The sequence below is a fragment of the Salinispira sp. genome (genome assembly GCF_059431795.1).
Genome location: NZ_JBXWXS010000021.1, coordinates 13,310 through 39,510 on the forward strand (window position 1 = coordinate 13,310; position 26,201 = coordinate 39,510).

At 50.7% G+C, this 26,201-nt stretch carries 21 protein-coding genes and 1 tRNA gene; 10 read left to right on the forward strand and 12 right to left on the reverse strand.

Annotated features, from left to right (window positions below):
• Positions 1 to 46: 46 nt before the first annotated feature.
• Positions 47 to 2,122, forward strand: a complete 2,076-nt coding sequence (locus tag AC52PS_RS07675) for a C45 family peptidase (RefSeq protein WP_495562466.1) — start codon at positions 47 to 49, stop codon at positions 2,120 to 2,122.
• A 20-nt stretch (positions 2,123 to 2,142) separates the two neighbouring features.
• Here AC52PS_RS07675 and AC52PS_RS07680 read toward each other — a convergent pair whose 3' ends face one another.
• Complete coding sequence (locus AC52PS_RS07680) at positions 2,143 to 3,015, reverse strand: SDR family oxidoreductase (RefSeq protein ID WP_495562467.1); 873 nt, start codon at positions 3,013 to 3,015, stop codon at positions 2,143 to 2,145.
• Complete coding sequence (locus AC52PS_RS07685) at positions 3,012 to 3,620, reverse strand: thioredoxin family protein (RefSeq protein WP_495562468.1); 609 nt, start codon at positions 3,618 to 3,620, stop codon at positions 3,012 to 3,014. The genes AC52PS_RS07680 and AC52PS_RS07685 overlap by 4 nt, the downstream gene beginning before the upstream one ends.
• A gap of 321 nt (positions 3,621 to 3,941) precedes the next feature.
• Here AC52PS_RS07685 and AC52PS_RS07690 point away from each other — a divergent pair, with 321 nt between their 5' ends.
• Entirely contained in the window at positions 3,942 to 4,532 is a 591-nt protein-coding gene (locus AC52PS_RS07690) for a hypothetical protein (RefSeq protein ID WP_495562469.1), read from the forward strand.
• Positions 4,533 to 4,620: 88 nt separating this feature from the next.
• A complete protein-coding gene (locus tag AC52PS_RS07695; protein ID WP_495562470.1) occupies positions 4,621 to 5,508 on the forward strand; it encodes a rhodanese-like domain-containing protein in 888 nt (295 codons plus the stop codon).
• 192 nt (positions 5,509 to 5,700) lie between these two features.
• Here the strand turns inward: AC52PS_RS07695 and AC52PS_RS07700 are convergent, their stop codons facing one another.
• The 4 genes from AC52PS_RS07700 to AC52PS_RS07715 form a co-directional block, all read right to left on the reverse strand.
• Positions 5,701 to 6,468, reverse strand: a complete 768-nt coding sequence (locus AC52PS_RS07700; RefSeq protein WP_495562471.1) for a CAP domain-containing protein — start codon at positions 6,466 to 6,468, stop codon at positions 5,701 to 5,703.
• A 139-nt stretch (positions 6,469 to 6,607) separates the two neighbouring features.
• Positions 6,608 to 8,011: a class I SAM-dependent methyltransferase gene (locus AC52PS_RS07705; RefSeq protein ID WP_495562472.1), complete on the reverse strand. Its 1,404-nt coding sequence runs from the start codon at positions 8,009 to 8,011 to the stop codon at positions 6,608 to 6,610.
• Positions 8,008 to 9,372, reverse strand: coding sequence for an HAD-IG family 5'-nucleotidase (locus tag AC52PS_RS07710; protein WP_495562473.1), 1,365 nt, complete (start codon positions 9,370 to 9,372; stop codon positions 8,008 to 8,010). The genes AC52PS_RS07705 and AC52PS_RS07710 overlap by 4 nt, the downstream gene beginning before the upstream one ends.
• Positions 9,372 to 12,248 (reverse strand): M16 family metallopeptidase, encoded by a 2,877-nt coding sequence (locus AC52PS_RS07715; protein ID WP_495562474.1) that lies wholly within the window; start codon positions 12,246 to 12,248, stop codon positions 9,372 to 9,374. The genes AC52PS_RS07710 and AC52PS_RS07715 overlap by 1 nt, the downstream gene beginning before the upstream one ends.
• Before the next feature lie 416 nt (positions 12,249 to 12,664).
• Between AC52PS_RS07715 and AC52PS_RS07720 the strand changes: the two genes are divergently transcribed.
• Positions 12,665 to 13,546 (forward strand): M48 family metallopeptidase, encoded by an 882-nt coding sequence (locus AC52PS_RS07720; RefSeq protein ID WP_495562475.1) that lies wholly within the window; start codon positions 12,665 to 12,667, stop codon positions 13,544 to 13,546.
• On the opposite strand, the gene AC52PS_RS07725 is transcribed toward AC52PS_RS07720, so the two are convergent.
• Positions 13,525 to 15,534: an AAA family ATPase gene (locus AC52PS_RS07725; protein ID WP_495562476.1), complete on the reverse strand. Its 2,010-nt coding sequence runs from the start codon at positions 15,532 to 15,534 to the stop codon at positions 13,525 to 13,527. The genes AC52PS_RS07720 and AC52PS_RS07725 overlap by 22 nt on opposite strands.
• Positions 15,535 to 15,554: 20 nt before the next feature.
• Between AC52PS_RS07725 and AC52PS_RS07730 the strand changes: the two genes are divergently transcribed.
• Positions 15,555 to 16,313, forward strand: coding sequence for a class I SAM-dependent methyltransferase (locus tag AC52PS_RS07730; RefSeq protein ID WP_495562477.1), 759 nt, complete (start codon positions 15,555 to 15,557; stop codon positions 16,311 to 16,313).
• Here the strand turns inward: AC52PS_RS07730 and AC52PS_RS07735 are convergent.
• Positions 16,282 to 16,962 (reverse strand): sensor histidine kinase, encoded by a 681-nt coding sequence (locus tag AC52PS_RS07735; RefSeq protein ID WP_495562478.1) that lies wholly within the window; start codon positions 16,960 to 16,962, stop codon positions 16,282 to 16,284. The two genes, AC52PS_RS07730 and AC52PS_RS07735, sit on opposite strands and share 32 nt — an antisense overlap.
• Before the next feature lie 26 nt (positions 16,963 to 16,988).
• Positions 16,989 to 19,037 (reverse strand): two-component system response regulator, encoded by a 2,049-nt coding sequence (locus AC52PS_RS07740; protein ID WP_495562479.1) that lies wholly within the window; start codon positions 19,035 to 19,037, stop codon positions 16,989 to 16,991.
• 91 nt (positions 19,038 to 19,128) lie between these two features.
• Between AC52PS_RS07740 and AC52PS_RS07745 the strand changes: the two genes are divergently transcribed.
• From AC52PS_RS07745 to AC52PS_RS07755, 3 genes are all read left to right on the forward strand, one after another.
• The gene (locus AC52PS_RS07745) at positions 19,129 to 20,007 is read left to right on the forward strand and encodes a murein hydrolase activator EnvC family protein (RefSeq protein ID WP_495562480.1); all 879 of its coding nucleotides are present in this window, start codon (positions 19,129 to 19,131) and stop codon (positions 20,005 to 20,007) included.
• 153 nt (positions 20,008 to 20,160) lie between these two features.
• Positions 20,161 to 21,147, forward strand: a complete 987-nt coding sequence (locus tag AC52PS_RS07750; protein WP_495562481.1) for a sigma-70 family RNA polymerase sigma factor — start codon at positions 20,161 to 20,163, stop codon at positions 21,145 to 21,147.
• A gap of 176 nt (positions 21,148 to 21,323) precedes the next feature.
• Positions 21,324 to 21,977, forward strand: coding sequence for an ATP:cob(I)alamin adenosyltransferase (locus tag AC52PS_RS07755; protein ID WP_495562482.1), 654 nt, complete (start codon positions 21,324 to 21,326; stop codon positions 21,975 to 21,977).
• Here the strand turns inward: AC52PS_RS07755 and AC52PS_RS07760 are convergent.
• The gene (locus tag AC52PS_RS07760) at positions 21,954 to 22,541 is read right to left on the reverse strand and encodes an 8-oxo-dGTP diphosphatase (RefSeq protein WP_495562483.1); all 588 of its coding nucleotides are present in this window, start codon (positions 22,539 to 22,541) and stop codon (positions 21,954 to 21,956) included. The two genes, AC52PS_RS07755 and AC52PS_RS07760, sit on opposite strands and share 24 nt — an antisense overlap.
• 180 nt (positions 22,542 to 22,721) lie before the next feature.
• Between AC52PS_RS07760 and AC52PS_RS07765 the strand changes: the two genes are divergently transcribed.
• Positions 22,722 to 24,896, forward strand: a complete 2,175-nt coding sequence (locus AC52PS_RS07765; protein ID WP_495562484.1) for a sodium-translocating pyrophosphatase — start codon at positions 22,722 to 22,724, stop codon at positions 24,894 to 24,896.
• A 63-nt stretch (positions 24,897 to 24,959) separates the two neighbouring features.
• Positions 24,960 to 25,202 carry a hypothetical protein gene (locus AC52PS_RS07770; protein ID WP_495562485.1) on the forward strand — a complete coding sequence of 81 codons (243 nt, stop codon included), beginning with the start codon at positions 24,960 to 24,962 and terminating at the stop codon, positions 25,200 to 25,202.
• 476 nt (positions 25,203 to 25,678) lie between these two features.
• Here AC52PS_RS07770 and AC52PS_RS07775 read toward each other — a convergent pair.
• Positions 25,679 to 25,751: transfer RNA gene (locus tag AC52PS_RS07775), tRNA-Asn, on the reverse strand.
• Between the two features lie 66 nt (positions 25,752 to 25,817).
• A complete protein-coding gene (locus AC52PS_RS07780) occupies positions 25,818 to 26,132 on the reverse strand; it encodes a hypothetical protein (RefSeq protein ID WP_495562486.1) in 315 nt (104 codons plus the stop codon).
• Between the last annotated feature and the right edge of the window lie 69 nt (positions 26,133 to 26,201).

The window sequence follows — 26,201 nt, forward strand, 5'->3', positions numbered from 1 at the left end:
CCGGACTGATCCCTTCCCATGCCTCATATTTTCCCCGGAGGCTGATATGAAACAGCGGCCCTTTGAGATGTACTGGACCATTCCCCGTCTTGTGTACGGGTTGGTATCTCTGGTATCTGTGTTTACATTTTTTATTCTCGCAGCCATTCTCACCTTTATTGATCAGTTTACCCATGCCTACCGATTATCTGTCTCTTTCTTGTTCTCCCTCTTTCATCCGGGAGCAAGGAGAGATATCAGGAAAATGAATCGCCTCACATTAGGCCGCCGATCGGTGCTGAAAAAATATGAATGCAGTCTGCCCGGAAACTATGAGCCACTCATGCGCCAATTGTCTCAAGATGGCTTCAATCCGGAGCGCCTTCTGGCCGTGGAGGCAGACGGTCAACGGGGCTTTTCAATCCCCCACGGAAACAGCGAAAAATACCTCTATTACCTGGAAGGAACACCCGCCCAGGCGGGATTTCTTATGGGAATATTAGCTCCGGATAACATTCTTGCCATGAGCAGGGACTACAGCAACAATGTAATTTTTTCCACCTTCGGATTAAAGAAATGGCCGAGCTTCCGGAAGGTTATGGGAAACCTGCTTACCGAGCTGGTGTTCCTCCGTTCAGCGGTGAGTATGCATAATATTCCCCGGGGATTGAGCGAGGAGATGTACGGTATGTACCGAGGGGCACGGAAAAGTCGTCCTGTTCTGTTCCGGGATCTGGTTGCCCTGAATTATGGAGTGGATACAATTTTGTCCTACGTATATGACGTAGCGGGCTTTTTGGGGCTTCAGTACCGTATGGAGGAGTATCAGGATCCCCTGTCGTGCAATTCCTTCGCAGCACAGAGCACAATGACCGAGAACGGTCACACGCTGTTCGGCAGAGATTTCATGTTCAGCACCTGTGATGTATTCAACCGTACCGGGGCGTATATTCTGTACAATCCGGGAGATTCGGTCCCTTATCTGAGCTTTGGAGCTCCGGGTTTTGCAGGCTCTGTGGTGGGACTCAACCCCTTTGGAATGTCCATGGGAGTGCATCTTGCTGCGGGGGGAAATGTACGCCGGGGTGTCCCGGGGCTCAATTCCCTTCTGCTGGTCCGTCAGGCGCTGCAGGAAAACCGTACGCTTGAACAGTTGGTGGACTATGTAAGGCGGGATAACCGGGGGGTGAGTTATCTGTATCCTGCAGCCCAGGGCAAAGCACATGAGGATTTTGCCGAAACGGGAGAACCGGTGGATGCATCAGCTGCAGCGGGTCCCTCCGCCTGTGTTATGGAAACAGGAGATACCCTCCAGCACCGTGAGTTCTACGAAGATCTGCCGCCCCGCCTTAAAACGGAAGATAACTGCATTCCCAATCCCCTGGAACTTGATGCCTATGATGAAAAAAGACCGTTCAGTAAGGGGATGGTGGTGCGTTGGATGAACGATGAACCCCTTGAATTGGATCTGGAGGAGCAAAACCGGAATCTGTTCCGGCTTTTCGGGCTGGAGTACAATCCGGAGATGAATGAACCTGGAGAAATGTTTGTGAACTCACAGGATATCCGCCGTTTGTATCTATCTCCCGGCCATGGGAAGGATTATATCGTTCCGTCGGTCTTTTTCTTTCCCTGCGAACGGATTCTGCAGGATTGTGTGATGGTCAGTAACCATTTTGTCAGCCCCCAGATGCGGCTTTTTTCAATGAGCTCCTGGATTGGCGAGTTGCAGCACATCCAGAAAAATGATGCGGAGAGCCAATACCGCTACGATCTTCTGAATCTGAAAATGCTGGAGCACAAGGAGAAGTTCAAGGTTTTGGACTTTACTTCGGCCCGGAAGCTGATTGATTATCTCAACCCTTTTGAGAAAAACTATGCTTCCCGGCCGGATGAGGATACATATGTAGAGAATGCTGACGGAAGTTATGTGCCCTCAGAGAGTTACAATTTCTATGGTTCCAAATATGAAGCGAAAAACGGAACACCCCTCGAGAAGCCTTCACAGCTGGAGATTAACGGAAGCATCAGCATCCTGGATCTTACAGCCCTGAAATTCTCAACCATTTGGGGATTCTACGACCACAACTGGATACAGATAGATTTTGCCCGTGTTTTATCCGCCATGAAAGCAATTACTTGAAACTAATTACACAAAACCATTTACAAGAGGCCGGGCAGCTCCGTGAGCTCTTCACTCACATGCCAGAGTTTTTCCGCGGCGGCCATATCTTTGGCTCCTTTACTGGTCCGGGCAGGCTTGCACTTTACAAAGTATTCACCGGAATATTCCCCGGCTTCGGGTGATGATGCCAGCCATACACTGGTTTCCGCTCCCTTTTCAGCTGAGACTCCGAAGTTGGTGAACCATTCCAGAAACCCGTGAAGTTTTTCCGAGGAGCGGCTCTTCCCGAAGTTGGTATTCACAAAGCCGGGATGAACGCTGTTGGCCCGAATTCCTCTGTGTCCGAAATGATGTTTCAGTGAGCGGGTAAATAAAATATTGGCCAATTTGGATTGTCCATAAGCCTTGAATGGTTTGAAGCTGTTCTCCAGCATAAGATCATGGAAGTGAATTTTTCCCATGAAATGGGCACCAGAGGAAAGATTAATAATCCTGGCCTTGGAAGAAGGAATGATGATCGGCAGAAGCATGTTGGTGAGTAAAAAAGGACCCAAATGATTGGTGGCCAACTGTAACTCAAAGCCGTCTTCACTGAGCTCACGTTTCTGGGTAATTATGCCCGCATTGTTAATGAGTACGTCCAGCACTTTCACATCATCCAGGACCCGTGCGGCGGCATTCCGTACAGACTCAAGACTGCTCAAATCAATCTCCAGAAGGGAGACCTGTTCATTGCCGCTGAAATTGATAATCTCTTCAACCGCCTGTTTTCCTTTCTCCCTATTTCGGCAGGCCGCGATTATCCGGACACCTTTCAATGCCAGGGCTTTGGCCGTTTCAAATCCTACTCCGCTGTTCGCGCCGGTAATGAGTACGGTCTCATCTTTCATCGAATCCTGTTCTGGGCTCATTGCTGTTTCTCCAGTTCATCTAGTATTTCCCGCACAGTCTCAGCCCACATTCCCGAGCTGTACCATTCGCCCATCATATCAAGAAAATTCCGATACATCACGGCAAATTCCTTTTTTGCTTGAGGATCTTCCTTTTGAAGGGCATATGTGCGGGTGAATTCCGGATGTTCGGCCTTCCATTGATCTTTTTTCTTTGAGACAGCTTCCGGAGCTTCAATCCAGCGGAGAAGTTCTTCTCCTTCTTCATTCCAGATTGAGACGGCGGGTATGTGATCATCCCCATCCCGTTCATAGCGTTCCTTAAGCAGCGGAAATTCTGATCCCCGAAAAATCCGCATTTCAACCCCTGCAGATTTAAAAAGGGCCGAGAGAATGGGCGCGTTGCACGCCCAGTCACCGCACCAGTCCTCGGTGTTAACCGTTACCCTGAGTCTCCCAAGCCTCTTTTGCATCTCCTGGAGACGCTGAATCTGGCTGTCAGATACGTGGGCCTTTTCCGTCAGCTGCCGTACGAAGCTTCGGTAATTCCGCGCGCTGGATAGATATTCGTCCATGGTCATGCCGTTATTGAAATAATCATCGCTTAGGGATGTAAGGTAGTTCATTTGTGCACCTCGTATTCAGAGTGTAGAAACCGTGTTGTTCCAAGATAATGTACAACTGCTTCAGGAGCAATAACATATGCAGCAAGCAAGAAAAAGGCAAATTCTCCGAACATTCAAAGAGATGTCCAGTAGATAATAATGTGAAGTGAATCACAAAAAAATAGCTGCTGCCTATAATTATGGAAATATAAATCCATTAAAATATTATTTGCCGAAAAATTGTGAAATATAGCTTGCTAAAATAGCCGCTATGTCCTAATATACTTATATAGATATTTATTTATCTATATAAGTATATTACTCAGAAATTAGGAGAAGCTGATGAGAAAAGCATTCCTTTTGGCGCTACTGCTTGCAGCAGCTGCGGTACTCGTATCCTGTGGACCAGGAACTGATAATCAGTCAGCAGAAACCCAGGAAGCCGGCAGCGGCGGGGGAATTCTTGTTGAAAACGCATTTTACTACACCCATGTAAACGGACATCAGGAAGAGACTGAAATGGTTGCATTCGTACCCTTCGAGTACGAGCAGCTGGAGACTGTGAAGTATCAGGTTGTGTATATCGCATGTACCTGCCGGGGGCCCCAGGTGAATTATTGGTCTGTGGCCTACGTTGAGCTCAGCAAGGAAGACGGTTCGGTAAGCTTCATTTCCTGGGACGATGATTCTTCCGGACATTATACTGCGGGAATGTATGGTGACAGTTATGTGACATGGGAAGGTATACCCGCTCATGAACTGCTGATGCAGTACACCGAGGATAATCTGAGGGGCGGCACTCAGGAAGATATTAATGCCATAGAGCCCATGCACGGGGAAGTGGATGCCTATACAGGTGCAACCGTAACTCCCAATAACGCGGTGCGGATGCTCCAGGGATTGTTCGAATACCATAACGAACGATACATGTAACGTCTTTTGTACCACCAAGCAAATATACCAGATCATTTTGATGATACTACCGGAACCCGGCACGGGTTCCGGAAAAGAGGAGATTTATATGAAAAAACTCGCAATTGTACTTGCAGGTTTAATGATTGCCGTAAGCCTTATCAGCTGCGGAGGCTCAGCCGTTGAACTCAGCGGTAATGAAGACATCAGTATGGAAAACATCGATTCCTATCTGAATGCGGAAGCGCGCTTTATCGATCTTCGGAACTTCTCCGACATGTTCAGCGGCGGATATATCGAAGGCTTTGAAGTGGTTCCCTTCTTCGAATACCTGGAAGGTCGGGCGCTTGTTCGTAACAACGGCTGGGAATTTTCCTCGGCGGATGTTGAGAGCAGTGCAATCCTGGAAAATGTTTTCGGAGAAATGGATGAAGCGGTAGTTCTGATGTGCGGTTCCGGAACCCGGGCCGGCTATGTGAAAGCAGCTCTGGAAGATCTGGGATACAGCAAAGTCTACAATGCCGGTGGTATCCGCGACTACAACGGCGAGAACAAGGTATTGGGAGACGGAGAGTATGCGGGAGTTGCCGCACTTCCTGGTGAAGTGACCATGGACAATATCGATTCCAATCTCTACCGACCCGGGGCCAAGTATGTGGACCTGCGAAACGTGGCAGATAAGTACACCGCCGGCTATATTGACAGTTTTGAACTGGTATCTTTCTTCGAGTATCTGGATAATAACGCCCTGGTGCGCAACAACGGTTGGGAATTCTCCGCCGAGGACATTGAATCCCGTGCCAAGCTCCAGAATATTTTCGGTGCCCAGGACAGGGAAATCTTCCTCATGTGCGGATCCGGTACCCGTGCAGGATACGTAAAATCCGCACTTGAAGAGATTGGCTACACCAAAGTGTACAATGTTGGGGGTATTGCAAACTACAGCGGCGAAAACAAGATTCTTGGTGACGAGAACTTTGAGCTTACTCTGTTCTAATCGAACATACATTCAGCCCCATTCTGCCCGGCCGATTGAGAGCCGGGCAACTACACTGCCGACGGATTATTCCGCCGGCTTTTTTGTATACACCCGGCGAAGCGGAGGCGCAGCTGTGCGCTTTTAACAGTATGCTGCTGCAGCCCCTTTCCCTGCTCTGGCCTCAGTTTGAAAGATACTCCGGTTTATAATTCACTCAAACCGGAACCCCGGTGGAAGGGGGTCGCTGCTCTCGGTTGAGATCACCGGAGACCACCACTGGAAGTTTTGCGTGGTTCTGAACTTCGGAAAATACCCTGAGTTGGCTTCACGGTAGAAGAACGCCCCGGTACCCATTTCAACCGCATTGGGGCTGAGAAGGTTCTTCCTGTGCCCGAAGGAATCCATCCAGAGCCGCAGCGCCTTTTTTGCGAATCCGGCATATGAAAGAGGTTGAAGAGCGTGAGCAGGGTTATTGTCATAGCTGTAGATATCTACGTCGTGAACAAAAAACTTCCTGCCTTCCTCATAGTCTAATGCGAAATTGATGGCAATATTTTCAGTGACTTGGGGATTGGTAATCCCCGCCAGGCTGCCACGGTTATTGGGAGAGCGGCGCCTGGAATCTCCTGAATAATGAGCGAACTCAAAGCTCTCTACCATAAATAAAGAATGATTATATGCAGTTATTTCAAGATTGAAATTCCAGGGCAGGGCGTCCAGTCCCTCCATCACACGGGCACGGTTGGATTCATAAAAAAGCGCTGCATGGAGAAGAGGGTAGTCGATATCTGAAAAATCCAATGAATGGGCGAAGGGAGCGTACTCGCCATAGTTGTCATGGCTGTAAATTTCATACATCTCTGCAGACCACAGCGATTCACTGCGGGCATGATCCACCCGGTCCACGATAAAAGGCACTTCACCGTTTCCCCCGTACAGCTCCTGGGGCTGGGCGGGAAAAAGAAATATTATTAACATGAGTGAGCAACCCAGACAGGTAATCAGGAATCGTCCCATGCTTTAAACATAGGGAATTTCCTGCAGCTTGTCGATAAATCCCTGTGACTAAACTACAGAACTAAACTACAGGACTAATCTACAGAGGGTAGGCACCGTTTCAGCGAGGGAGCAACCCATGCCCGTCCTCCCGGATCTGGGGCCCTGAGGCGGGACTCTTGACACAGCGGAAAATTTTGAAGCCTTCAGTTACCTGTTCCACAACCACCCTGTCAAACAATGAGCGTAAAAATCTCCCATACCCAAGATGGGAGTTGGCGACCACCCAGAGTTCAGCACCAGGGCGAAGAGCCCGCCGTGCGTCCTGAAACATATGCCGGGCCACCTCCTGAGTCTGGATACTCTTATAGTGAAACGGTGGATTACAGAGCACAAGGTCAAGGGACTCTGCTGCGATCTGTTCAAGAGCCGGCATACAGTGGAATTGTGCGGCCGATGCCCCCGACGGGGCTGAAAGACGGTCCCAGTTCTGCCGGGCGGATTCCACCGCACAGTAGCTTTCATCACAGAAAATCATATTCCACCGGGGGTTGGTGAGCTGAAATTCGATTCCCAGAATGCCGTTACCACAGCCCAGATCCGCAGCCCGGGGCTGTTCAGCCAAGGACCTTCCAGCCCGGTCCCTGTACCCGCCGCCGGAGAGCAGCTGTGAGAGAAGAACCATCGTTCCCGTGTCCGCCGAGCCCGAGCTGTAGATCCCGGCAGTTTGTACATAGCGCCGGGAGTTGAACATGTATTCACGGGTCCACGAGCTTTCCGGCTGCGGGCTGTTTTCATTACTGCTGATGCTAGCCCCGGAATGGGGAGCGGTCCCGGAAGCTGCTATAGAATCGGCCCTGGAAGAGGGTATAGAGGTGGACCTGGAAGCGGCCCCGGAATGGGGAGCGGCCGGGGGATGATACACCCAGCGACCACGGCGGCGGAATTTTCCCGCATTTCCCGTACCAAAATAGATTTCTTCCATCCTGCGGAGAGCCGGAGACCAGCGTTTGGACATGCCGCCGATCCATATATCGGCCCGGGGGGCAAGGCGGAGAATGATGCGGCAGTAATTTTCAAACATCAGTGCGGATTTGGGCAGTTTCATCACTACGCCCTCATATCCAGGGGGATGAGGATGCGCTTTGGAAGGTTCGCTGAGGGTTTTGCCAAGCTTAATGGCTTCCCTCAGGGGCATCGGAGTAATGCGCTCAATTCTGCCGTCACCGGGAGCATTATGCTCAAGAGCCCGGTGGGTTAGGAGGGAATCGGAGACAAGATCTATTCGGCAGGAGGGCAGGTATCCGGCAAGAATAAGAGCCAGACTCCCGTGATCGTCATCGAACATGAGAATGTTCCTGCCGGACAGATGGGTGCCATTCGGGGCTTCTTGTGTACTCCAGTGGAGAAAAGACGGAGTATCAAAAAAAATCTCATCCGCCGCATCCCAGGCCCGGTGCTCCCGGGAACCGGGGTAGGGGAAGCGTTCAAGCTCCAGACTCTGCCCGGCAATGTTACAGATCACTCGTCCTGCTCGTGAGCCATGGTACGTCTGAGAGGCCGGAAGTAAGTTTTCGGGCTGTAGTCGAAGAGGTCGGAAATCCGGGTCATGTATACACAGGCGTAGCTGATAATCTGATCAGCATATCGGCTTTCCTCGTTTCCGGAGCGGAGCACCTCACCCCAGACGGGATTGAAGTTGCTGCGGTATTCTCCCAGAAGTACGGAGATACGGTTGTTAATTTCTTCGATGTTTTCAAACAGCCGATCAAGCTCACCGGGTTCGGGATCGGTTCCGTCATAGCGGGCGATATCAAGCCGGTTGATTTCCCGTTCCAGACGGGATTTTTTCCTGCTCAGTTCATCGATCTGGGACTGAATGGGTTTAGCCCTGTGTATCCCTTCAAGCTCCCGTTCCAAATCCCCCAGCACCAGGCCGGTGCGCCAGTCACACAGTTTTTTAATGGCCACAACATCCCCGTAAATATGGTCTCCCATATAGAGGATTTCGTTTCCCGCCAGACCCATATCATTCTGAATTTTTTTAAACCATCCGCCCTGATAAATACCTTCGGTAACCGGCCCTTCATGGTTTCGCATGCAGCCGCTGTCCGGATCGATTGCCAGAAACCGGCGGTTTTCCTGGAAAAAGAGGGGCTTTTCCGCCAATGTAACTACCAGGTCGAACACTTCGCTCCAGTGCTTGTGGGATTTCAGATGAGGGGTGATACTGTAATCCAGAATTTTTCGGGTATAGGCAAAATCGCTGTTGGTGATGATCATTAGCTTCTTCCCGTAGTCCGCATAACGTTCCAATAGTTGGGGAATTTTGGGATCGCTGATTACAAAACGATCCAGGTCGTCCAGAACGGTATCTTTAATAGAACCGTCCTGATGGGCCGTATTGATGGCAGCATGGATATCCTGGGCGAGCCGGCGGAAATCCGGGAGTTTCATTTCCCTGGATTTCTCATCAACCAGCTGGGAATAGAGCACCCCGTAGGAAATGGCAAAACTAGTATCCAGCGGGATGAAATCCGGATGGCTCAGATCTATGGCCACACTCTGATACAGGTCGCGCACCTTCCGGTAGTGAATATGTTCCAAACCGTGGCAGGCACTTTTCACCTTCCCGAAGCGGCTGAGTTTCAACAGATTGCCGTTGCGGGTATCTATTACCAGCCCCACGATGGCCCGGTCTTTGTCGAAGGGAAGTGAGAGGATTTCTTCAGGATAGTTGAAATCCTCCACCAGTATTCGTACTGCCTGTTCATGGGCCAAACGCTCAAATATTTCCGTATTATACCGTACAAGGGTATAATCCATATCGAAGCCGATCAATTTGATCTTCTTCAGGTTCAGTGTCCGGTTGACATATACGGGCATTATTCTTCCTCTTGGGGAAATAGGATGATTTCCCCGTAACTGGCCTGATCTCCCAGCCAGCGTTCCGCTCCGGCAACAATATCATCGCTGTTCAGCCGGTCATACCATTCATTTTTATTCAGGGCATAGTTCCATTCCAGATCGTGTTCCAGAAGGAACTGCATCTGATTCACCCACCATCCGTTTCGCTGAAGGCTGTCGGCGTAATTTACTCTCTGAGATTCCTGAACCTTGTCCACATAGTCCGAATCCAGATTTCCCGAGATGATTGCCTGAATTTCAGCGTTCACTATGGAGATCAGCTCATCCACCCGGGACGGTTCGCAGCTGAACTGAATGACGAATCGGTAGTCTTCCTTTGGTTGTTGGGACATGGCGAAGCTGGATGAAATACTGTAGGTTCCGCCGGCGGCTTCCCGCACCTTTTCCACCAAAATGATATCCAGGGCAGAGCTCAATGAGGCCATATCATAAAAGTTTTCGTAGCTCCAATCTATTTCGCCGGTCCATACCTGGGTAACGATTGATAGGGGTTCTATTCCGGCGGATAGTTCGCTTCGGATATTCTCATCAAAATAGTTCATGCCACGGTCGATGATGGGGTCCCGGGTATCCTGAGAGGGAATGGAGGCTATCCATTGTTCAACACCCTCTTCAAGTTTTTCAATGTCTATATTGCCCACAAAGATAAAGGTGAAATCCCCGGGGTTGGAAAAACGTCGGGAGAAAAACTGTTCGGCGGTACTGAAATCCACCCGGGACACATCTTCCGCACTGAGGTTTTCCGCCCGGGGGTGGGAATCGTAGACCACTTCGCTGATTCTATTCTGATACTGGAATCGGGGATCCCGTTCCTGCTCTTCCAGATAGGAGCTGAGACGGCCGGCGTAGGTGTTCCATGCTTCAATGTCCGCCCTGGGGTTTGTAAAATTGAGATATGCCATCTGGAGCATGGTCTCCAGGTCTTCGGGACTTGCAGATCCCTGAAGTCCCTCCTGAATGTCTCCAATATAGGGACTCAGCGAAGCATTAATACCGGATAGATACTTGTTCAATTCCACCGCCGTGTACTCCCCAAGCCCGCTTACCTGGGAAATGGTGGATGCCAGGCTTGCAGAAAGATATTCATCATCCTCGGCCATATTCAGACCGCCGGGACTGAAAGCTGAGAAAAGCAGCTCATCGGATTTAAAATCTGTGGGTTTCACGTAGACCGTTGCTCCGTTGGACAGCTCCCAACGGTGAATTCCGCTTTCATTGTCCAGCTCTTTGGAGCTAATCTCTCCGGGCTCGGGAATTTCCTCCACAAGTTCGCCGCCGGTTTCCCCATCGTCCCAGGGTTCCACGGCGGCTGAGTTCCATGAATCCAGCAGCTTGTACGCTTCTTCCTGATCCAGACGGTATTGTTCAATGGAATCCGGGCCGCTGATCAGAAGAAGCCGGTTGCCCGGATCCAGGCGACGCTCAATAATTGGCGTCAAATCCTCGATGCTGATTTCCGGCAGCCTCTGTTGAATCTGCTCCCAGAGCCATGGGGGGGAGAGTACCGGGCTGTCCTTCAGGAAATGCCCTTGTATTTCCCCCATGAGCTGGCTGTGTTCCCGGTTGTCCCGTTCCCGGTAATAGTTCTCATAGGAGCGGAGCAGATTTCCCTTTGCCCGTTCAAGTTCACCGGGAAGAAATCCGTGCCGGCGCAGTCGCTCGCTTTCCAGCCCCAGGTTTCTTAACGCCCGGGGAATTGCATCCGGGGCGGACAGTACGGTAATTCCACTGTGGCCGCTCCAGCGTGTATACTGGGTGGAATAGGACTGGGCGGTAATAAACGGCGTACCGGAGGTTTGGACAATCTCCGAGAACCTGGAATTGATCATTGCGTAAAACAGCCTTTCCGCAAGCACATCATCCAGCTGATCGGGACGTCTGAGCAGCGAGGGCTCATACTGGTTCATAACCTCAATGGAGGTCACTGTTGCTTCCGGATCGGTCACAAACATATACTTGTCTTCCTCGGAGATGGGCACGTCGTAGCGGGGGCGTTCCCTGGGATCTTCCGGTGTGCCGTATTCAGAGAATGTGCTCTGAATTTTTGCCTCTATTTCATCGGCCTGAAAATCCCCAACGGCGATTATTGCCATGAGACCAGGCCTGTACCAATCTTCATAAAAGCGCCGGAGGGTCGGGGCATCTGCAGTCCTGATAATCTCTTCGCTTCCAATGGGCAGACGCCGGGCATAGCGGGAATTCTGGAAAAGAACAGGGAGGATTTCCTCAAGAATTCTCTGGTTGGCCCCCCGGCCCAGTCTCCACTCTTCAAGAATGACACCCCGCTCTTCTTCTACGTCCTCCGGCCGGATACTCATATTAAACGCCCATTCTTCCAGTACTTCAAAGCCCCTGTCCAGAAGCTCTTGGTCACCCAGGGGAATGGAGAGCATATACACGGTTTCATCAAAGCTGGTGTAGGCGTTAATATCCGGGCCGAATTCCATCCCGATTTCCTGCAGAAAGGAAACAATTTCGTTTTTCGGATACTTTTCCGTTCCGTTGAATGCCATGTGTTCCAGGAAATGAGCAAGACCGAGCTGGTCTTCGTCCTCCAGGATCGAGCCTGCATTCACAACCAAGCGGAGTTCCGCCTTGTTTTCCGGACGGTCATTCTCCCGGATATAAAATTTCATTCCGTTTTCCAGTTCACCGCTTCGAAGCCCGCTGTCCTGGGGAATAAATTCAGTGGACCCGCCGTCTCCGGCTACCGGTGAATCGGAGGGAGTTGTACAGGATATAAGGAACATTGCGGCGATGGTTAAAACGGTCAGTGCCATGTTCATAACGTGTCTGCTTCTGCTTGAAGGCGCGGAAAACCTGTGGCTATGCATGTGCATCCTCCTGGATGAAATGGTATGTGGGTTTCAGATTCTCTCCCGAATTACCGGGGTTGAATCATTAGTATCAACAAAACTTCCGGGCCATGTCAAACCATTCACCGGAAAATCACTGCGATTCGCAGGATCACCGCCTATTTGTGTCCTTATGACTCAGTTGGAGGTCCGTCGGCAGTACCAGTGTGTAATTTCACCATAGTTGTGGGGTTCAGAGACCGCAAAATATATTTTGAACATTCATCTCCCGTTGAAATACGGAAAAACAGTCCAGAAGTAAGCGCAAAAAAAGGTGATATATACGATTACTCCATCTTCTTCGGTGAAAATCTCTGCATATCTGCCCTGCGCTAGAAAATATTCAATCGTTGGTACGGATCTTGCATGATAATTCCCTGGAGGTTAGTGCACACATGTACATTAAGGAATCGAAGGAACGACCTTCCCAAACATCCGATCTAACGCGCATTCTCTACAGCAAGCATGGTATGAATGTTCTCAGTGCCCTGCTCACCGCCGCCTTTTTTCTGGTGCCGGTCATGCTTCTGGGAATTGAATTCACCCTGTTCATGCTGGTCCTTATGGCTGTGAGCGGGATGCTGTTTGGAGGACTGCGGATAGATCCCCGGAACCTCCAGGGAGTAGTGCCGGTTAGGGAGGGAAGCAACCCGGAGCTGCAGCACATTATCGACGGGCTGAGTCGGCGGGCGGGACTTGAAAAGACCCCGGATCTGTATATAAGCAATTCCCCCATAGCCAATGCGGCTGCGGTGGAAACCACTCTGGGGCCGGGAATTATTGTCAGTTCCAGCCTTTTCAGCTCCCTTCCCCGGGAAGAGATAGAGGCGGTGTTAGCCCATGAGTTCATGCATATCAAAAACCGGGATCTCCTCCTTTTGAATTTTCTGGCCAGATTCAGAATGATTTACACCCGCATCCCCAGCATGCTGGGACTTCTGATTCTCTTTGCACCTCTCTTGCTGTTTTTCCTTCCCCTGCTGTCGGCATTGCTGATTCTCTCCATCGGCGGTTTCGCAGCGGTTATTCTGGAGCGGGGAGTCATGCGTCTCAGGGAGTACGGCGCAGATTACGGTGCGGTGAAAATCAGCACCAATCCCGGCGCCCTGGCCTCTGCTCTCACCCGGCTGGACTGGATGCAGCAGCGGATGAACTGGAGTATGTTGGGAGGCAGGACAGGGGCATCGGGGAACGCAAGCGCCCTCGAGCGTCTGCTGAGATCCCACCCTGAAACCGCCAAACGGGTGGAGAAAATTCAGTCCTGGCTTGAAGGGTAATCTTTCTCCAGTTCTGCGTACAATAGGTTGAGTTTCCGGGTATCAGGATGATCTGATGTGAAAAACCACAGCAGTTCCATGGCCCGGGTGGAAGCCACATAGAGTAGGTTCTGCTTGAGTTTCGGATCATCCTCCTTCCCGGTCCAAATGCCTGTGGGAATAAACACCAGAACGCCGGCAAAATCCAGACCCTTAATAGAATGAAGGGTGGACAGCCTGATGCCTCCACTCTGGGCGAAGGAGAAGTTCCTGTCCTTTATGGAAACCGAGTCAATTCCCCGTTGCTGCAACATTTGCTGAACGGCCTTCAAATCCCGGGAAGAAGGTGCTGCCACGCAGAGATTCTCGGGGCTGTAACTGAGATAATCCATTGCAAAGGAGCAGCGTTCCCCCAGCCGGGAGAGCAGGGTCTGGTAGTCGCCATTACTAAACAGCTCCACAGGTGGGCCATGACGGAGCACCACTGCCTGTTCATCGGTATTGGGATCATCCCGCAGCAAAGAAGCTATCCGGTGAATTTCCCGGCTGTTGCGGAAGTTTTGTTTCAGAATTGCGCTGCCCCCGCGCTGCACCGAAACGCCGCTGGCTTTGAAGGAAAACCCTCCGAGGAAAATACTTTGTTCCCTGTCCCCGGCCATGACAATCCCTCCCGGGGAGAGAAGTTTTAAGGCCTGAAGGTCCACCCGGTTGAGATCCTGTATCTCATCCACGAAGATTCTTCCCCCTTCGTCTGTACTGAGTCCCCGTTCCCTTGCTCCTTCCAGCTGTTCAACCAGACGGACCCGGGCGTAATTTCTGGTATACATTCTCTCGTCTTCCATGAGGGAGGCGAAGCCGTCCCGGATGGTCCAAATTGCACGGCGCTGCTCTTCGCTCAGGCTGAACTCCCGGCCTTTCCGGACTATTCCCTCATCGATATAAATTTCTCTGCTGATGTTATGGGCGAAGATGTATTGTTCAATTTCGTCCAAACATCTCTCCGGCTCCACGGCACAGGCAGGATTGTAGACCCTTCTGAACAGGGCACCGTATTCCCGGCTGTTGTACACAATATTTCTGCCCGGCAGCCATTGCTCCACCTCCCGGTTTAAGAAACTGTCCACAGTCCGGATAAACAGCTGGAGCCGGGGGTATTTCAGAAGTGATGCCAGATACTTGTTATATTTTGCCAGGGTGGATGTGTAGGTGAGAAGAGTTACCGGCAGCGGGCCCCCGTTGAACTGTCCCAGATCAAGTTCGCCGCTGAGGGAGCGGACGTACTGTTCCACGGCCATAATGAGTACCAGAGTTTTTCCCGTACCTGCGGCTCCGGTAATGAGAAAATCACGGTCATTCCTGATCCGGGTAAGAACCTGTTCCTGCTCCGGACTGGGCTCGATCAGCCGGCGCTCAAAGGCACGGCGGCTGCGGCTGTAGGAGCTGATGCGCTGCATGGCATGCACGTATTCCAGACTCTCCGCCGAGAGACTCTGACGCTCCAGCTGTTTTTCCAGTTCACGGGTTTTCTGCATGCTCCTGGCAAGACGGAAGCCGGTTTCCAGGAGTTCGGAAAAATCATCATAATGACTTCTGTGCCCTTTCCACACTTTCAGCGAGTCTTCCAGACGTTTCAGCCGCTTTTTCACCGATTCATCTTGGATCTTCAGACCGTCGAGAAAATCAAAGAGTCGGTATAGGGCTCCCTGAAATTCCTCTTGGGTAATTTCACTGAAATGGTGTCTCACCGTATTTGCCAGTTTCTGATAATGAAGAAGCTCCCGGGCAAAGCCGTCCTGCTGAAGGCGGTAATTCCTTTCCCCGTTGCGCATTTTTCCGAAGCGTTCCAGGAGATCGGGCATGCTCTGAGCTGAGGAAAATTCCTCCAACGCTTCCCGGATAAATGCCTCAATGAAGGACAGCACCGCAAGAAGGGCAAAGCCCGGGTCCGAACCCTGCATTTTTTCGATCCGCTCAAGACGTGTATGAATAGTATCCGCATTCAGACGCATTGGATGTATAATGACTGCTAATGAGTAATGAATCAATACGGCCCTATACACATCTGAGCAGCTACTACCGGCATCATTGGCAGGAATACTCCCTTGATTATCTCCAGCTCATAGACAACTGGTATGCCGAAGCTTCCCGAAGCTCCCGACGTGAGGGGGTGGGGGATCTGGGCTGCGGTACCGGTTTCATGAGCATCGAACTTGCCAGCAGGGGCTATCCTGTATTCGGCGTAGATCTCAGCGCTGAGATGCTCCGACAGGCACGGGATGCGGCCTCCGGTATGTCCGATCCCCCGGGCTTCATCCAGGGTGATATAGTCCGAACTGATTTCCCCGTTCCCTGCGCCCTGGCGTTCATGGCATATGATGTGATCAATTATCTTCTTGAAAAAAAGGATGTACAGGCGCTCTTTTCCCATTTGGGCAGCCAGCTGCCTCCCGGAGGGATTCTGATGTTCGACATGAATACACCGGAGATTTACCGGGTCTACCACGGCGTACGGGAAACCATAGATATTCCCGGGGGCTACATTACCCAGGATACCAGATTTGACCGACGCAGGGGGCTTGGGAAGACCCGCTTCACAATCCATAACGGCGGAAAGCGGCTTAGTGAGGTGCATGTGCAGCGGGTGTACAAGATTGAAGAAATTTCAGCATGGCTTGTGGACAGCGGGTTTGAAATTCGGGAAATTTATGATGATTTTGACGGCTCGCCGGCCCATGCCGCAAGTCAAAAGCCCATCTTTATCGCACAAAACGTTGGGACGGAAAACTGACAGAGACCTCCAAACCACTCTCAAGGGCCCGGTATTCTACGCTGCCCTCCAGCTGGGCCGAGTAATTTTCAATGAGCATGGTGCCCATCCGCTGATCAGCAGGTACACCTTCCTCAAGCCGGCAGGATTCTCCTGTCTGACGGAATATCAGGCGGTATGTTTGTTCATCGGCTTGGCATATAATATGGAGAGAAAAAGAGCCGCCGTCGCCGGAGGGAATTCCATGGCAGACAGCGTTGAGCAACAGCTCGTTAATAATAATGGCCATTGCCACCGCATCATGGCTTTCAAGCAGAGCCGGAATACTCTCCACCGTTATGCTATTCCCCGGAAGCCCCAGCTCATACACCCCGGAGATAAAATGAATGCTTTTTTCCAGCAATTCGGGGAAGTACATATACTGTCTGCCGTCCTGAAGGTTGCGGGGGAGGAAGTCTGGAGAGCTTTGGTAGCTGTACACTAATTCTTGAATCGAAGCCACTGCATGCACCCTGCTGAGCAGCCTGTTGCTGCTCTCTTCCCGGCTCAGCTCTTTGCCAAAATCATTCTGTAAATTCACCAGGCTGAGAATCAGTTGAAAATTATTTTTCACCCGATGAAGAAGTTCAGACATGATCTGTTGGTGATTTTCAAGACTGATATGTTCCATATCTATTCTCCCCGATCAGTTTTGCTTCATTCTTTCAGTAACGCCCGGGGCTTCCCGATTGCATAGCCCTGGCCGTAATGTACCCCGATTTCGGTGAGAATTCGCAGGATTTGGGCATTACTCACAAATTCCGCGATTGTCTTCATGTGCACCGCCTGGGAAAGGCTGTTGATCGCCTCCACCATGGCCCTGCTGATGGGGTTTGTATCCATGTTTCGAACGAAGCTCCCGTCAATTTTCAAATAATCTACTTCCAGGTAGCGTAGATAATTAAAGTTGGAAAAACCGTTGCCGAAATCGTCCAGGGCGAACAGACAGCCGTAGCTTCTCAGACTGGTGATAAGAGTGGTTGCCATGGACATGTTGGAAATGGCCGATGTCTCGGTAATTTCAAAGCAGATACGCTTGGGGTCAATATCGTAACGCTCAATTTCGGAGCTGATAAACATATCTAGATCGCTTGTGAGCATGGAGGCACCTGAAAGATTAATGCAGAAAATGGGAGAATCCACCTCCACTGACCGTTCCGCCTCGTTGAAGTTGCTCAACAGCCGGTGAATTACCCAGCGGTCTATGAGATGCATGAGATTATATCGTTCAGCCGCAGGGATGAATTCGACCGGTGGAATAATTTCATTGTTTTCATCCAGCATTCGTACAAGGATTTCCACCTTATTGCCCAGTCCCTGTTCCTGCTGAAGGGGAATTATGGATTGAAAATAGAGCACAAACCGATTCTGCTCCAGGGAATCGGTGATGGTTGAAATCCAGCGCAGTTCACCCCTGCGTTTCATGAGAACCTCGTCCTCAAGGGAAAGAACCTTAAATGTGGTACACTGTTCATCTTTTGCAAGGATATTTGCGTCGATGGCAATACTGAGCAGCAAATGGGAATTGAGCAGCTCCCGGGAAAAATGGCACATTCCCGCGGTGATGCTCAGAGGAAACTGGGAATCCTGAAAGCTGAACTTTTCCCGGTTAATCTCTTTCAGGAAGCTCGTAACCTGCTTTTCCAGGTTGTCAGAACTGTCACCCTGCAGAATTACCGCGAACTCGTCATCTCCCAGTCTGGAAATTGCAGGTGAGCTGTCGAAGAATACTTCAAGACGCTTTGAAATTTGTTTGAGCAGTTCGTCCCCCGCCAGGTGGCCGCTTATTTCGTTTATCAATGTAAATTGATCAATATCAAAAAACACCAGACTGCGTTGACGGGAATCTTCCAGACCGTATTCCAGCTCCTGTTCCAGGACAGCCTGAAATTCACTCCGGTTCAGAAGACCGGTGAGGCGGTCATGGGATTCATGGTAGGCAACCTGGGCTTCCATGGTCTTCAATTGGGTTTTATCGTGGAGCACCACCAGAAATCCCCGGGCTGATTCCCGGTCGGCTTCCGGCGGCAGATGAATTCTGGTAATGGAAATATCAACTATGCGCACACCCCTGGGTAAATTGAGCAGATGGTTGTTCCAGGTCTTGGTATAGCCCTCTTCATTACCTTCCATGTGCTGACAAAAACTTTTCAGTTCATCGGAATACTCTCCCAATTTTTTTTCACTGCCGTAATTGTCAACGGCCAGCATATTTGCGGATTTGGGATTGGTAAATCGGATCTGATACTCCGAGTCAACGGTAATAATTCCGTCCTGTATGTGATTAAGGATTTCACCCTGCATTTCCTGCTGGGAACGCAGTCGAGCTTCCATTTGATTCCTGTAGATTGATATGGTGATGGTGGCATAGATCTCATGCTCTTTGAATGGTTTAAGAATATATCCGGCAGGTTCGGCAAGCCGGGCCCGATTCAAGGTTTTTTCATCCGCGAAACCGGTGACGAAAACAACCGGGATATGATGCTGTTGCCGGATAATGGAGGCAGCGTCTACACCGTCCATTTCCCCCGGGAGGCCGATATCCATGAGAACCAGATCGCATCGTTCTTTTCGCACATGCTGAAGCGCTTTTTGTGCATTGGCATAAATCTGAACCGACAAAATCCCCATCTTGTTCAGGCGTCGTTTCAGGTCCATGCCGATTATGGCGTCGTCTTCGATGATGATTAGCGATAGGTTTTCCATGTACATCTCCAAGAATATTTTAGTACAAGTGGACCTTGATTTGTGACCCATTTTTGCCGAAGTTTATCACGAGTAGCCAGGAGGACTTTACATGCCCCAAAACCTTGGTACGGCAGCCTTACTGCTGAGTTTGATGCTTCTTTCTTCTTCCGCGGTAGTGGGGGAGGAAATCGAATATACGGTGAAGTCCGGTGACACCCTGTATTCCATTTCCCGAAGTTATAATATAGAGCTCGAAACCCTCATGCGCGTCAACGGCATTGAGGATGTGCGCAGCCTGAAGGTGGGCCAGGCACTGGAAATTCCTGGAGAGTCTTTGCCCGCTTACCGTTTAAGCGATTACGAAATTCTTGTGGGAGATACCCTGTTCAGTATCTCACGGAGAACAGGGATGAGTATGGACGAGCTTCTGCGGGTGAACAATATTCAGGAAGACAGCATTATCAAGCCGGGACAGATTATCAAGGTACGCGCCCTTGCGGCAGCTCCTGCGGCGGATGAGACTCCGGCTGACAGAGAAAACGGCAGCGTAGGACCGGATCAGAACCCGGAATCTGCCGTGGAACCGCAACCTGCCCGTGAAGGAACCATTCTCACCAGCGAACCCAGCAGCGGCGGAGACGACTTGTACTGGCCCCATGATGGAGAACGCTACAGCTTTGCCGGGAAATTTCCGGGGATTGTCATTAAAGGAAACCCCGGGGACGCCATTAATTCGGTAGGGCCGGGACGGGTGGTATACAGCGGCCCCCATTCAACCCTGGGAAATGTTGTTTTCGTACAGAATCCCCGGGGGTACATTTATATCTATGGTGGGAATCGCCGGCTCTTCGTGGATCAGGGGGATGATTTAACAAGCGGTCAATTGATCGGTGAGCTGGGCGCCAGTCCGCTGCTTCCCGATGTTCAGGTCTATTTCAGCGTGTGGAAAGAGGGAAGATATCTGGATCCCAACACCGCACCCCGCTGATTGGTGCATAAATTGTGAAAAACCTGTTATTTTACGGAAAAAAACTGTGATTTTTCTGGACATTGAAATTATTTGAATTAGACTTAGCCTTACGGTACTTGTCCCCTTGGAACAAGGATGTTTCAGACCTCTCGAGAGAATGGAAGGTACAATATGAATAATGCACTTGCACACGCTGCTCCCTCCTCCAGACTGAATCAGGATGAACAGGCAAAACCGGGTGGTTACGATACCGATCTGCTGGCTCTTTATTTGAAGCAGATCGCCCATTACCCCCTGCTTACCGTTCATGAGGAACGAGATCTTGGAGAAAAAATCGCACGGAAGCGGGAAGAGATGGCTGTGCTCAGAGAAGCACTACAGAACCAGGATGATTCAGTTGATCAGCACATGCTTGATGAGACGGAAGAAATGTTTCGTCTCTATAAGAATAAAATGATCAATGCCAATCTTCGCCTGGTTGTTTCAATCGCGAAGAAATTTCAGCATCGGGGTCTCTCCCTGCTGGACCTTATCGATGAAGGAAACATCGGGCTGATTGAAGCGGTGGAGCGATTCGATTACACCAAAGGTTGCAGGTTTTCCACATACGGCACATGGTGGATCCGGCAGGCGATTATTAAGAGTCTGGCAGATAAGGGCCGGGTAATCCGAATTCCCATACATATGTTGAATACCATTAAAAAATGTTACTTTGTTGCCAAACATCTTACCCAGGAATTGGGCCGTGATCCCGATGTGCACGAGCTTTCCGAATATCTTGAGTTCCCGCCGGATAAGATCCGGGACATAATGAAGCTTAGTCAGGAGACGGCTTCTCTGGACACCACCGTTGACGACGACAACATGACAACCCTTGCGGACCTGATCATGGACAATAATTCCGAGGAACCCTTCGACCGGGTGTTTCATCTCACCCTCCAGGATACCCTTGACGAGGTGTTGCGTCAGCTTTCCGAGCGGGAAATGAAAATTATCCAGCTCCGTTTCGGTCTGGCAGGTGAAGGCCCCTTCACCCTGGAAGAAACCGGAAAGAATCTGGGGATAACCCGTGAGCGGGTGCGTCAGATCCAGGAAAAAGCCATGAAAAAGCTCCGCACCATGTCGAAAATACAGGACTATCAGGGAAATCACGTATAAGTGTTTCCCACCAAGACCCCTGCATTCTTGGGTGCTCACGAGTACTCCATGTGATAAAACACCGCTGATTCATCAGACGGTGTTTTTTTTATTCCCCCTTGCTTTATCTGCTCAGCTGGGTATATTGCTCCAATACACATTTGGTCTTTCTTCGGGAGGACTTCAAGGAGGGATGTGTGGCAATAGATTTTTCAATGATTACCACCCGGGGCGGCGATACCGGGAAGAGCAGCCTCTTCGGGGGAGAGCGAAGGTTCAAATCCGAACCGGTTTTCGCCGTACTTGGAGATATAGATGAACTGGTTTCGGTTATCGGATTGGCACGGGCATCTTTGACCGCTTCGGCGGAACAGGAATCCGGGGATCGGGGCCTCCGGGGAAGTGAACGGAATATCCGGCATCTGCACCATGATATGAAAGACCGCATCCGGGAAATCCAGAAAGAGCTGCAGAATATATCCGCTCTCATCGCCACCCCCCTTAGCGGCCTGAATAAAATCCGGCCGCTGGGAAAAGATGAGTCAGCCTGGGTTGAATATCTGAATGAGATCCTTGACGGGCTTGAAACCAGCGAAGAGCAGTATATGGCGCACATTCGTCTGGACGGTTTTATTATCCCCGGCGACGAAGAGCAAAGCGCACGGCTGGATGTGGCCCGAACCGTGTGCCGCAGGGTTGAGCGTCAATTTATCTCGTTTATGCAGAGCCTTTCCACCGAGTATTACCGTCTGGTACAGAATTACATTAACCGACTCTCAGATCTTCTGTTCATTCTCGGCAGGTTCATAGAGCAGAACCCCCTCCCTTCAGGGCATGGCGGGGAGGCCTGAGCGGAAATCCATATCCATCCGGGAGCTGATAAGAGTATCACCGTCAAAATAGAAGGCCGCTGAGAAAAGGTGTCCCAGAAGAGCCTGGGGCATCCACAGCCTGTCATCCGCCCACATATTTTGGTAGGGAAGGGCGGCGGCACTCTGCCAAAACGGTCGGGCTTCTTCTGTTTCCACCTCTTCTCCCGACCATTCATATGACCAGAACACCTCACCGTACATACGGTATCCGTCGCTGAAGGTGAAAAACAGTCTGCCACGGAGTTCCGGATTGACAGGGGTAAGCCCCACTTCTTCCCGGCATTCACGGATTGCCGCCTGGCGATAGCTTTCTCCTTCCTCCAGTTTCCCCCCGGGACCGTTATATTTTCCCGCACCCAGACCCCGTTTTTTTTCTATGAGCAGCAGTTCGCCCTCAGTACCCCGTCCTCTGCGCTGAATAAACATCAGGACCGCCCGGTCGTGGGGGGTGAAATTCTCCAGCTTGTTGTGGAAATCATTCAGTTCATCCAGCAGCGGAGACCCGCTGGGAGAGATATCATTTCGTATCCGTATATCCTGCATGATGATATATCCTTTTTTAAAAGCCGTCCCTTGCATGGAAAAACATTGCAAGGGGATTGAGGCAATGCTATCATTTTACCCAGTGTTCGGCAATTTGCTCTTCGGGGTGATGTACCTGAGCCCCGGATACAACAGAAGGTCAGTCATCAGCCGGAAAATCTCGATGCGAAGGGGACCGCGATGTTTGGACTGGTAATTGTTGGAATTGTTGCAGCGTTGAGCTTTGCTGCCATCAATTATTACGGTGTACGGCGGATGGACGCCGGTACGGAAGCAATGAAGGAGATCGCCGCAGCCATCCAGGATGGTGCTGATGCATTTATCCGTCACGAATACAAGGTGATATTTTCCATTGCCATCTTCATTGCCATCGCCCTGGGCCTTCTGGTCAGCTGGTATACCGGGGTTGCATTCATACTCGGAGCCCTCATGTCCGCCACTGCGGGCTGGATCGGGATGAAAATCGCCACACTGTCAAATGTAAGAGTCTCTAATAAAGCCCGGCTCACAGAAAAACTCGGGGAAACGCTGAAAGTAGCCTTCCGGGGAGGCAGCGTTATGGGTCTGAGCGTGGGAGGCTTCTCATTGCTGGGACTTCTTGTGTTGTATCTCGTCTTTGGACGGGTTATGGGACAAACCGACCCTGCCAACATGAAAATTATTCAGAATATGCTGGGAGTGAATTTCATTCCCTTCACCATGACCGTATCCGGCTATGCCCTGGGCTGCTCGGTAATTGCCATGTTCGACCGTGTGGGAGGCGGCATTTACACCAAGGCTGCCGACATGGGAGCGGACCTTGTGGGAAAAACCGAAGCCCATATCCCGGAAGACGATCCGCGAAATCCCGCAACCATCGCAGACAATGTGGGTGATAATGTGGGTGATGTTGCCGGTTTGGGAGCTGACCTGCTGGAAAGCTATGTGGGTGCAATCATCTCAAGCGTCGTTCTCACCGCATACATGTACTATACGAACATTTCCCAGGGAGTTGAGTTCAGTAATGACCTCATGTCAAACATGCTGAATTACCCCCTGTTTTTCGCCGCTCTGGGCATTCTGGGAAGCATCTTGGGTATTCTGTTTCTAATTGTGAAGAAAACCGGAGAAAACCCCCACAGAGAATTGAATTTTTCTGTTTTTACTTCCGCAACTATCACTCTCATCTCCACGGCAGCACTCACATGGTACATTTTCGGAGATTCCGCTCCAGCCCAGCTTGATGTGATCGGGTTCGCAGCCGGCTGGATCAGCCCATGGCTTGCTGCAGTCCTGGGCATTGCCACAGGAATTCTTATCGGACAGCTTGCAGAGCATTTCACCAGTTATCATTTCAAACCCACCAAGAAAATATCCCAGGCCAGCCGGGAAGGCACCGCTTTGAATATTACCCAAGGTCTGGCGGCAGGAATGCGTTCAACCTTCTGGCCGCTGCTTGTACTCAGCATTGCGGTTATCGGTGCACATTCCCTTGCGGGACTCTACGGTGTGGCCATGGCGGCCATCGGCATGTTGAGCTTTGTTGTCTCCACCGTCAGCGTGGACACCTACGGACCCATCGCCGATAATGCCGGCGGGATTAGTGAAATGGCAAAACTCGCGCCTCGGGTTCGGGAAATTACCGATGAGCTGGATTCAGTTGGCAACACTACTGCGGCAATCGGGAAAGGCTTTGCCATAGGATCGGCGGCATTGGCGGCGCTGAGCCTCTTTGCAAGCTTCCTTTACAGTCAGGTGGGACCCCAGACAGCAGGGGAATTTACCGGCCTGGTACTGAACATGATGAATCCTCTCATTCTTGCCGGTGCGCTTGTGGGGGCTGCACTTCCCTATCTTTTCAGCGGTATTCTCATCGATGCGGTTGCCAATGCCGCCAGAAAAATGGTTCAGGAAGTGCGCAAACAGTTCAAGGAAAATCCCCTCATCCTCACCGGAGAAGAAAAACCCAACTACCGTGAATGTATTGAAATCAGCTCCGCAGGGGCTATATCTGAAATGAAGGTTCCGGCCCTTATCGCAGTTCTCACCCCAATTGTAACCGGTTTTCTCCTGGGACCGGACTTTGTGGGCGGGCTGCTCATTGGAACTACACTCAGCGCAATTATGCTTGCCCTCTTCACCGCAAACTCCGGGGGAGCATGGGACAATGCGAAAAAGTACATTGAACAGGGACATCATGGGGGAAAAGGATCCGAAGCTCACTCAGCGGCGGTTATTGGCGACACCGTCGGAGATCCCCTCAAGGACACCGTGGGGCCCTCCCTGGACATCCTCATAAAGATCATGGCCGTTGTATCTCTGATCACCGTATCAATATTCCAGAAATACAATCTGCTGGATTTTATTTTGAAATAGACTCCTCAACCACATTTCACACCCTCTGGATAGAAATATCCGGAGGGTGTATGATTATTTTCAATGGAAACCACAATCCGCCCGGAAGAATTAATTGCAGAAATATATCGGCAGTTGCATAAAGCACAGTCCGAAGGAAAAAATCCCGCCACCGTGCTCATGAACCTGGAACAGTACCGCCTTCTGGACTGGTATAGAAATTTTCTGGGCGACACTCCCGAAGGGGGGGCGGAGTACCTGGAAAAATACGCCGTGTTCGGTCTTGAGATTCTCATAGAACAGGTTGAAAGTCCACGAGTGCAGTAGCACGGATGCGCGCTCACAGTGTTCGCGCCACTCCTCCGGTTCGAGTCCATTTTGTGAGAAAATAAAAAAAGCTGTCCGAGAAAGACTCGAACAGCTTTTTTTAGCTCCCCCGGTTGGACTCGGTCTCTGGTCGGCACCATCCTGTTGCCTCCCTGCGACCCGCCTTCGTCGTTAAACAGCCATCCCGGCTGTTTGCGCTCACAGTGTTCGCGCCACTCCTCCGGTTCGAGTCCTTTTGTGAGAAAATAAAAAAATCCCACATGCCTATTCGGCACATGGGATTTTTTTAGCTCCCCCGGTTGGACTCGCCTTCCGGTCGCAGGCGTCGTGCCTGCTTCCTCCAGGCCGTCCCATTTCCTCTCGCGCCATCCAGGCGCTCGGCGCTCCACGTTTTCGCGCCCGGAAATGGGCTTCGTGTCCATCAGCTGAGAAAATAAAAAAAGCTGTCCGAGAAAGACTCGAACAGCTTTTTTTAGCTCCCCCGGTTGGACTCGAACCAACGACCCAATGATTAACAGTCATTTGCTCTACCAGCTGAGCTACAGGGGACCGTCTTGACGACGAAGGTGAATGTACAGGATAGAAAAAAAACTGTCAATATGCTTTTTGCAAAATTTAATGTACTTCCAGGGGGGTCAGCTGAAAGGCCTGGGAGCCTTTTCGCACCCATATTCTCAGCAGCCGAATAGACTCACCTTCAAAACTTACTACGTTTTCCAGCTCTTCAATGTGGAGAACATCGTTCAGTGAAAAATCATAACAAACCTGATGATCCTTCTCCAATAGGTTCGCAAGGAGAAGAATCCGCTGAGAATCATAGGGATGCTTGCGGGGGGAACCCTGATATTCGATTCCTTTGTTTTCGTAGTCGGGTACACTGCTGATTTGAGGCAGCTGTGGTTCTACCGGGAACCAGGTTAAGTAACGCATAAACATCCTCCCTTCTGAGAATATTGTAATATATCTTCGCCGGGGGAACAAATAGCGCTGATGGGGATA

Excerpts from the sequence above, each read along its gene's own strand:
- AC52PS_RS07675 (WP_495562466.1), top strand. The coding sequence starts at position 47 with ATGAAACAGCGGCCCTTTGAGATGTACTGGACCATTCCCCGTCTTGTG.
- AC52PS_RS07700 (WP_495562471.1), bottom strand. The coding sequence starts at position 6,468 with ATGTTAATAATATTTCTTTTTCCCGCCCAGCCCCAGGAGCTGTACGGG.
- AC52PS_RS07685 (WP_495562468.1), bottom strand. The coding sequence starts at position 3,620 with ATGAACTACCTTACATCCCTAAGCGATGATTATTTCAATAACGGCATG.
- AC52PS_RS07770 (WP_495562485.1), top strand. The coding sequence starts at position 24,960 with ATGGAAACCACAATCCGCCCGGAAGAATTAATTGCAGAAATATATCGG.
- AC52PS_RS07765 (WP_495562484.1), top strand. The coding sequence starts at position 22,722 with ATGTTTGGACTGGTAATTGTTGGAATTGTTGCAGCGTTGAGCTTTGCT.
- AC52PS_RS07760 (WP_495562483.1), bottom strand. The coding sequence starts at position 22,541 with ATGCAGGATATACGGATACGAAATGATATCTCTCCCAGCGGGTCTCCG.
- AC52PS_RS07750 (WP_495562481.1), top strand. The coding sequence starts at position 20,161 with ATGAATAATGCACTTGCACACGCTGCTCCCTCCTCCAGACTGAATCAG.
- AC52PS_RS07710 (WP_495562473.1), bottom strand. The coding sequence starts at position 9,372 with ATGCCCGTATATGTCAACCGGACACTGAACCTGAAGAAGATCAAATTG.
- AC52PS_RS07715 (WP_495562474.1), bottom strand. The coding sequence starts at position 12,248 with ATGCATAGCCACAGGTTTTCCGCGCCTTCAAGCAGAAGCAGACACGTT.
- AC52PS_RS07690 (WP_495562469.1), top strand. The coding sequence starts at position 3,942 with ATGAGAAAAGCATTCCTTTTGGCGCTACTGCTTGCAGCAGCTGCGGTA.
- AC52PS_RS07695 (WP_495562470.1), top strand. The coding sequence starts at position 4,621 with ATGAAAAAACTCGCAATTGTACTTGCAGGTTTAATGATTGCCGTAAGC.
- AC52PS_RS07740 (WP_495562479.1), bottom strand. The coding sequence starts at position 19,037 with ATGGAAAACCTATCGCTAATCATCATCGAAGACGACGCCATAATCGGC.
- AC52PS_RS07720 (WP_495562475.1), top strand. The coding sequence starts at position 12,665 with ATGTACATTAAGGAATCGAAGGAACGACCTTCCCAAACATCCGATCTA.
- AC52PS_RS07780 (WP_495562486.1), bottom strand. The coding sequence starts at position 26,132 with ATGCGTTACTTAACCTGGTTCCCGGTAGAACCACAGCTGCCTCAAATC.
- AC52PS_RS07745 (WP_495562480.1), top strand. The coding sequence starts at position 19,129 with ATGCCCCAAAACCTTGGTACGGCAGCCTTACTGCTGAGTTTGATGCTT.
- AC52PS_RS07725 (WP_495562476.1), bottom strand. The coding sequence starts at position 15,534 with ATGCGTCTGAATGCGGATACTATTCATACACGTCTTGAGCGGATCGAA.
- AC52PS_RS07680 (WP_495562467.1), bottom strand. The coding sequence starts at position 3,015 with ATGAGCCCAGAACAGGATTCGATGAAAGATGAGACCGTACTCATTACC.
- AC52PS_RS07735 (WP_495562478.1), bottom strand. The coding sequence starts at position 16,962 with ATGGAACATATCAGTCTTGAAAATCACCAACAGATCATGTCTGAACTT.
- AC52PS_RS07730 (WP_495562477.1), top strand. The coding sequence starts at position 15,555 with ATGAGTAATGAATCAATACGGCCCTATACACATCTGAGCAGCTACTAC.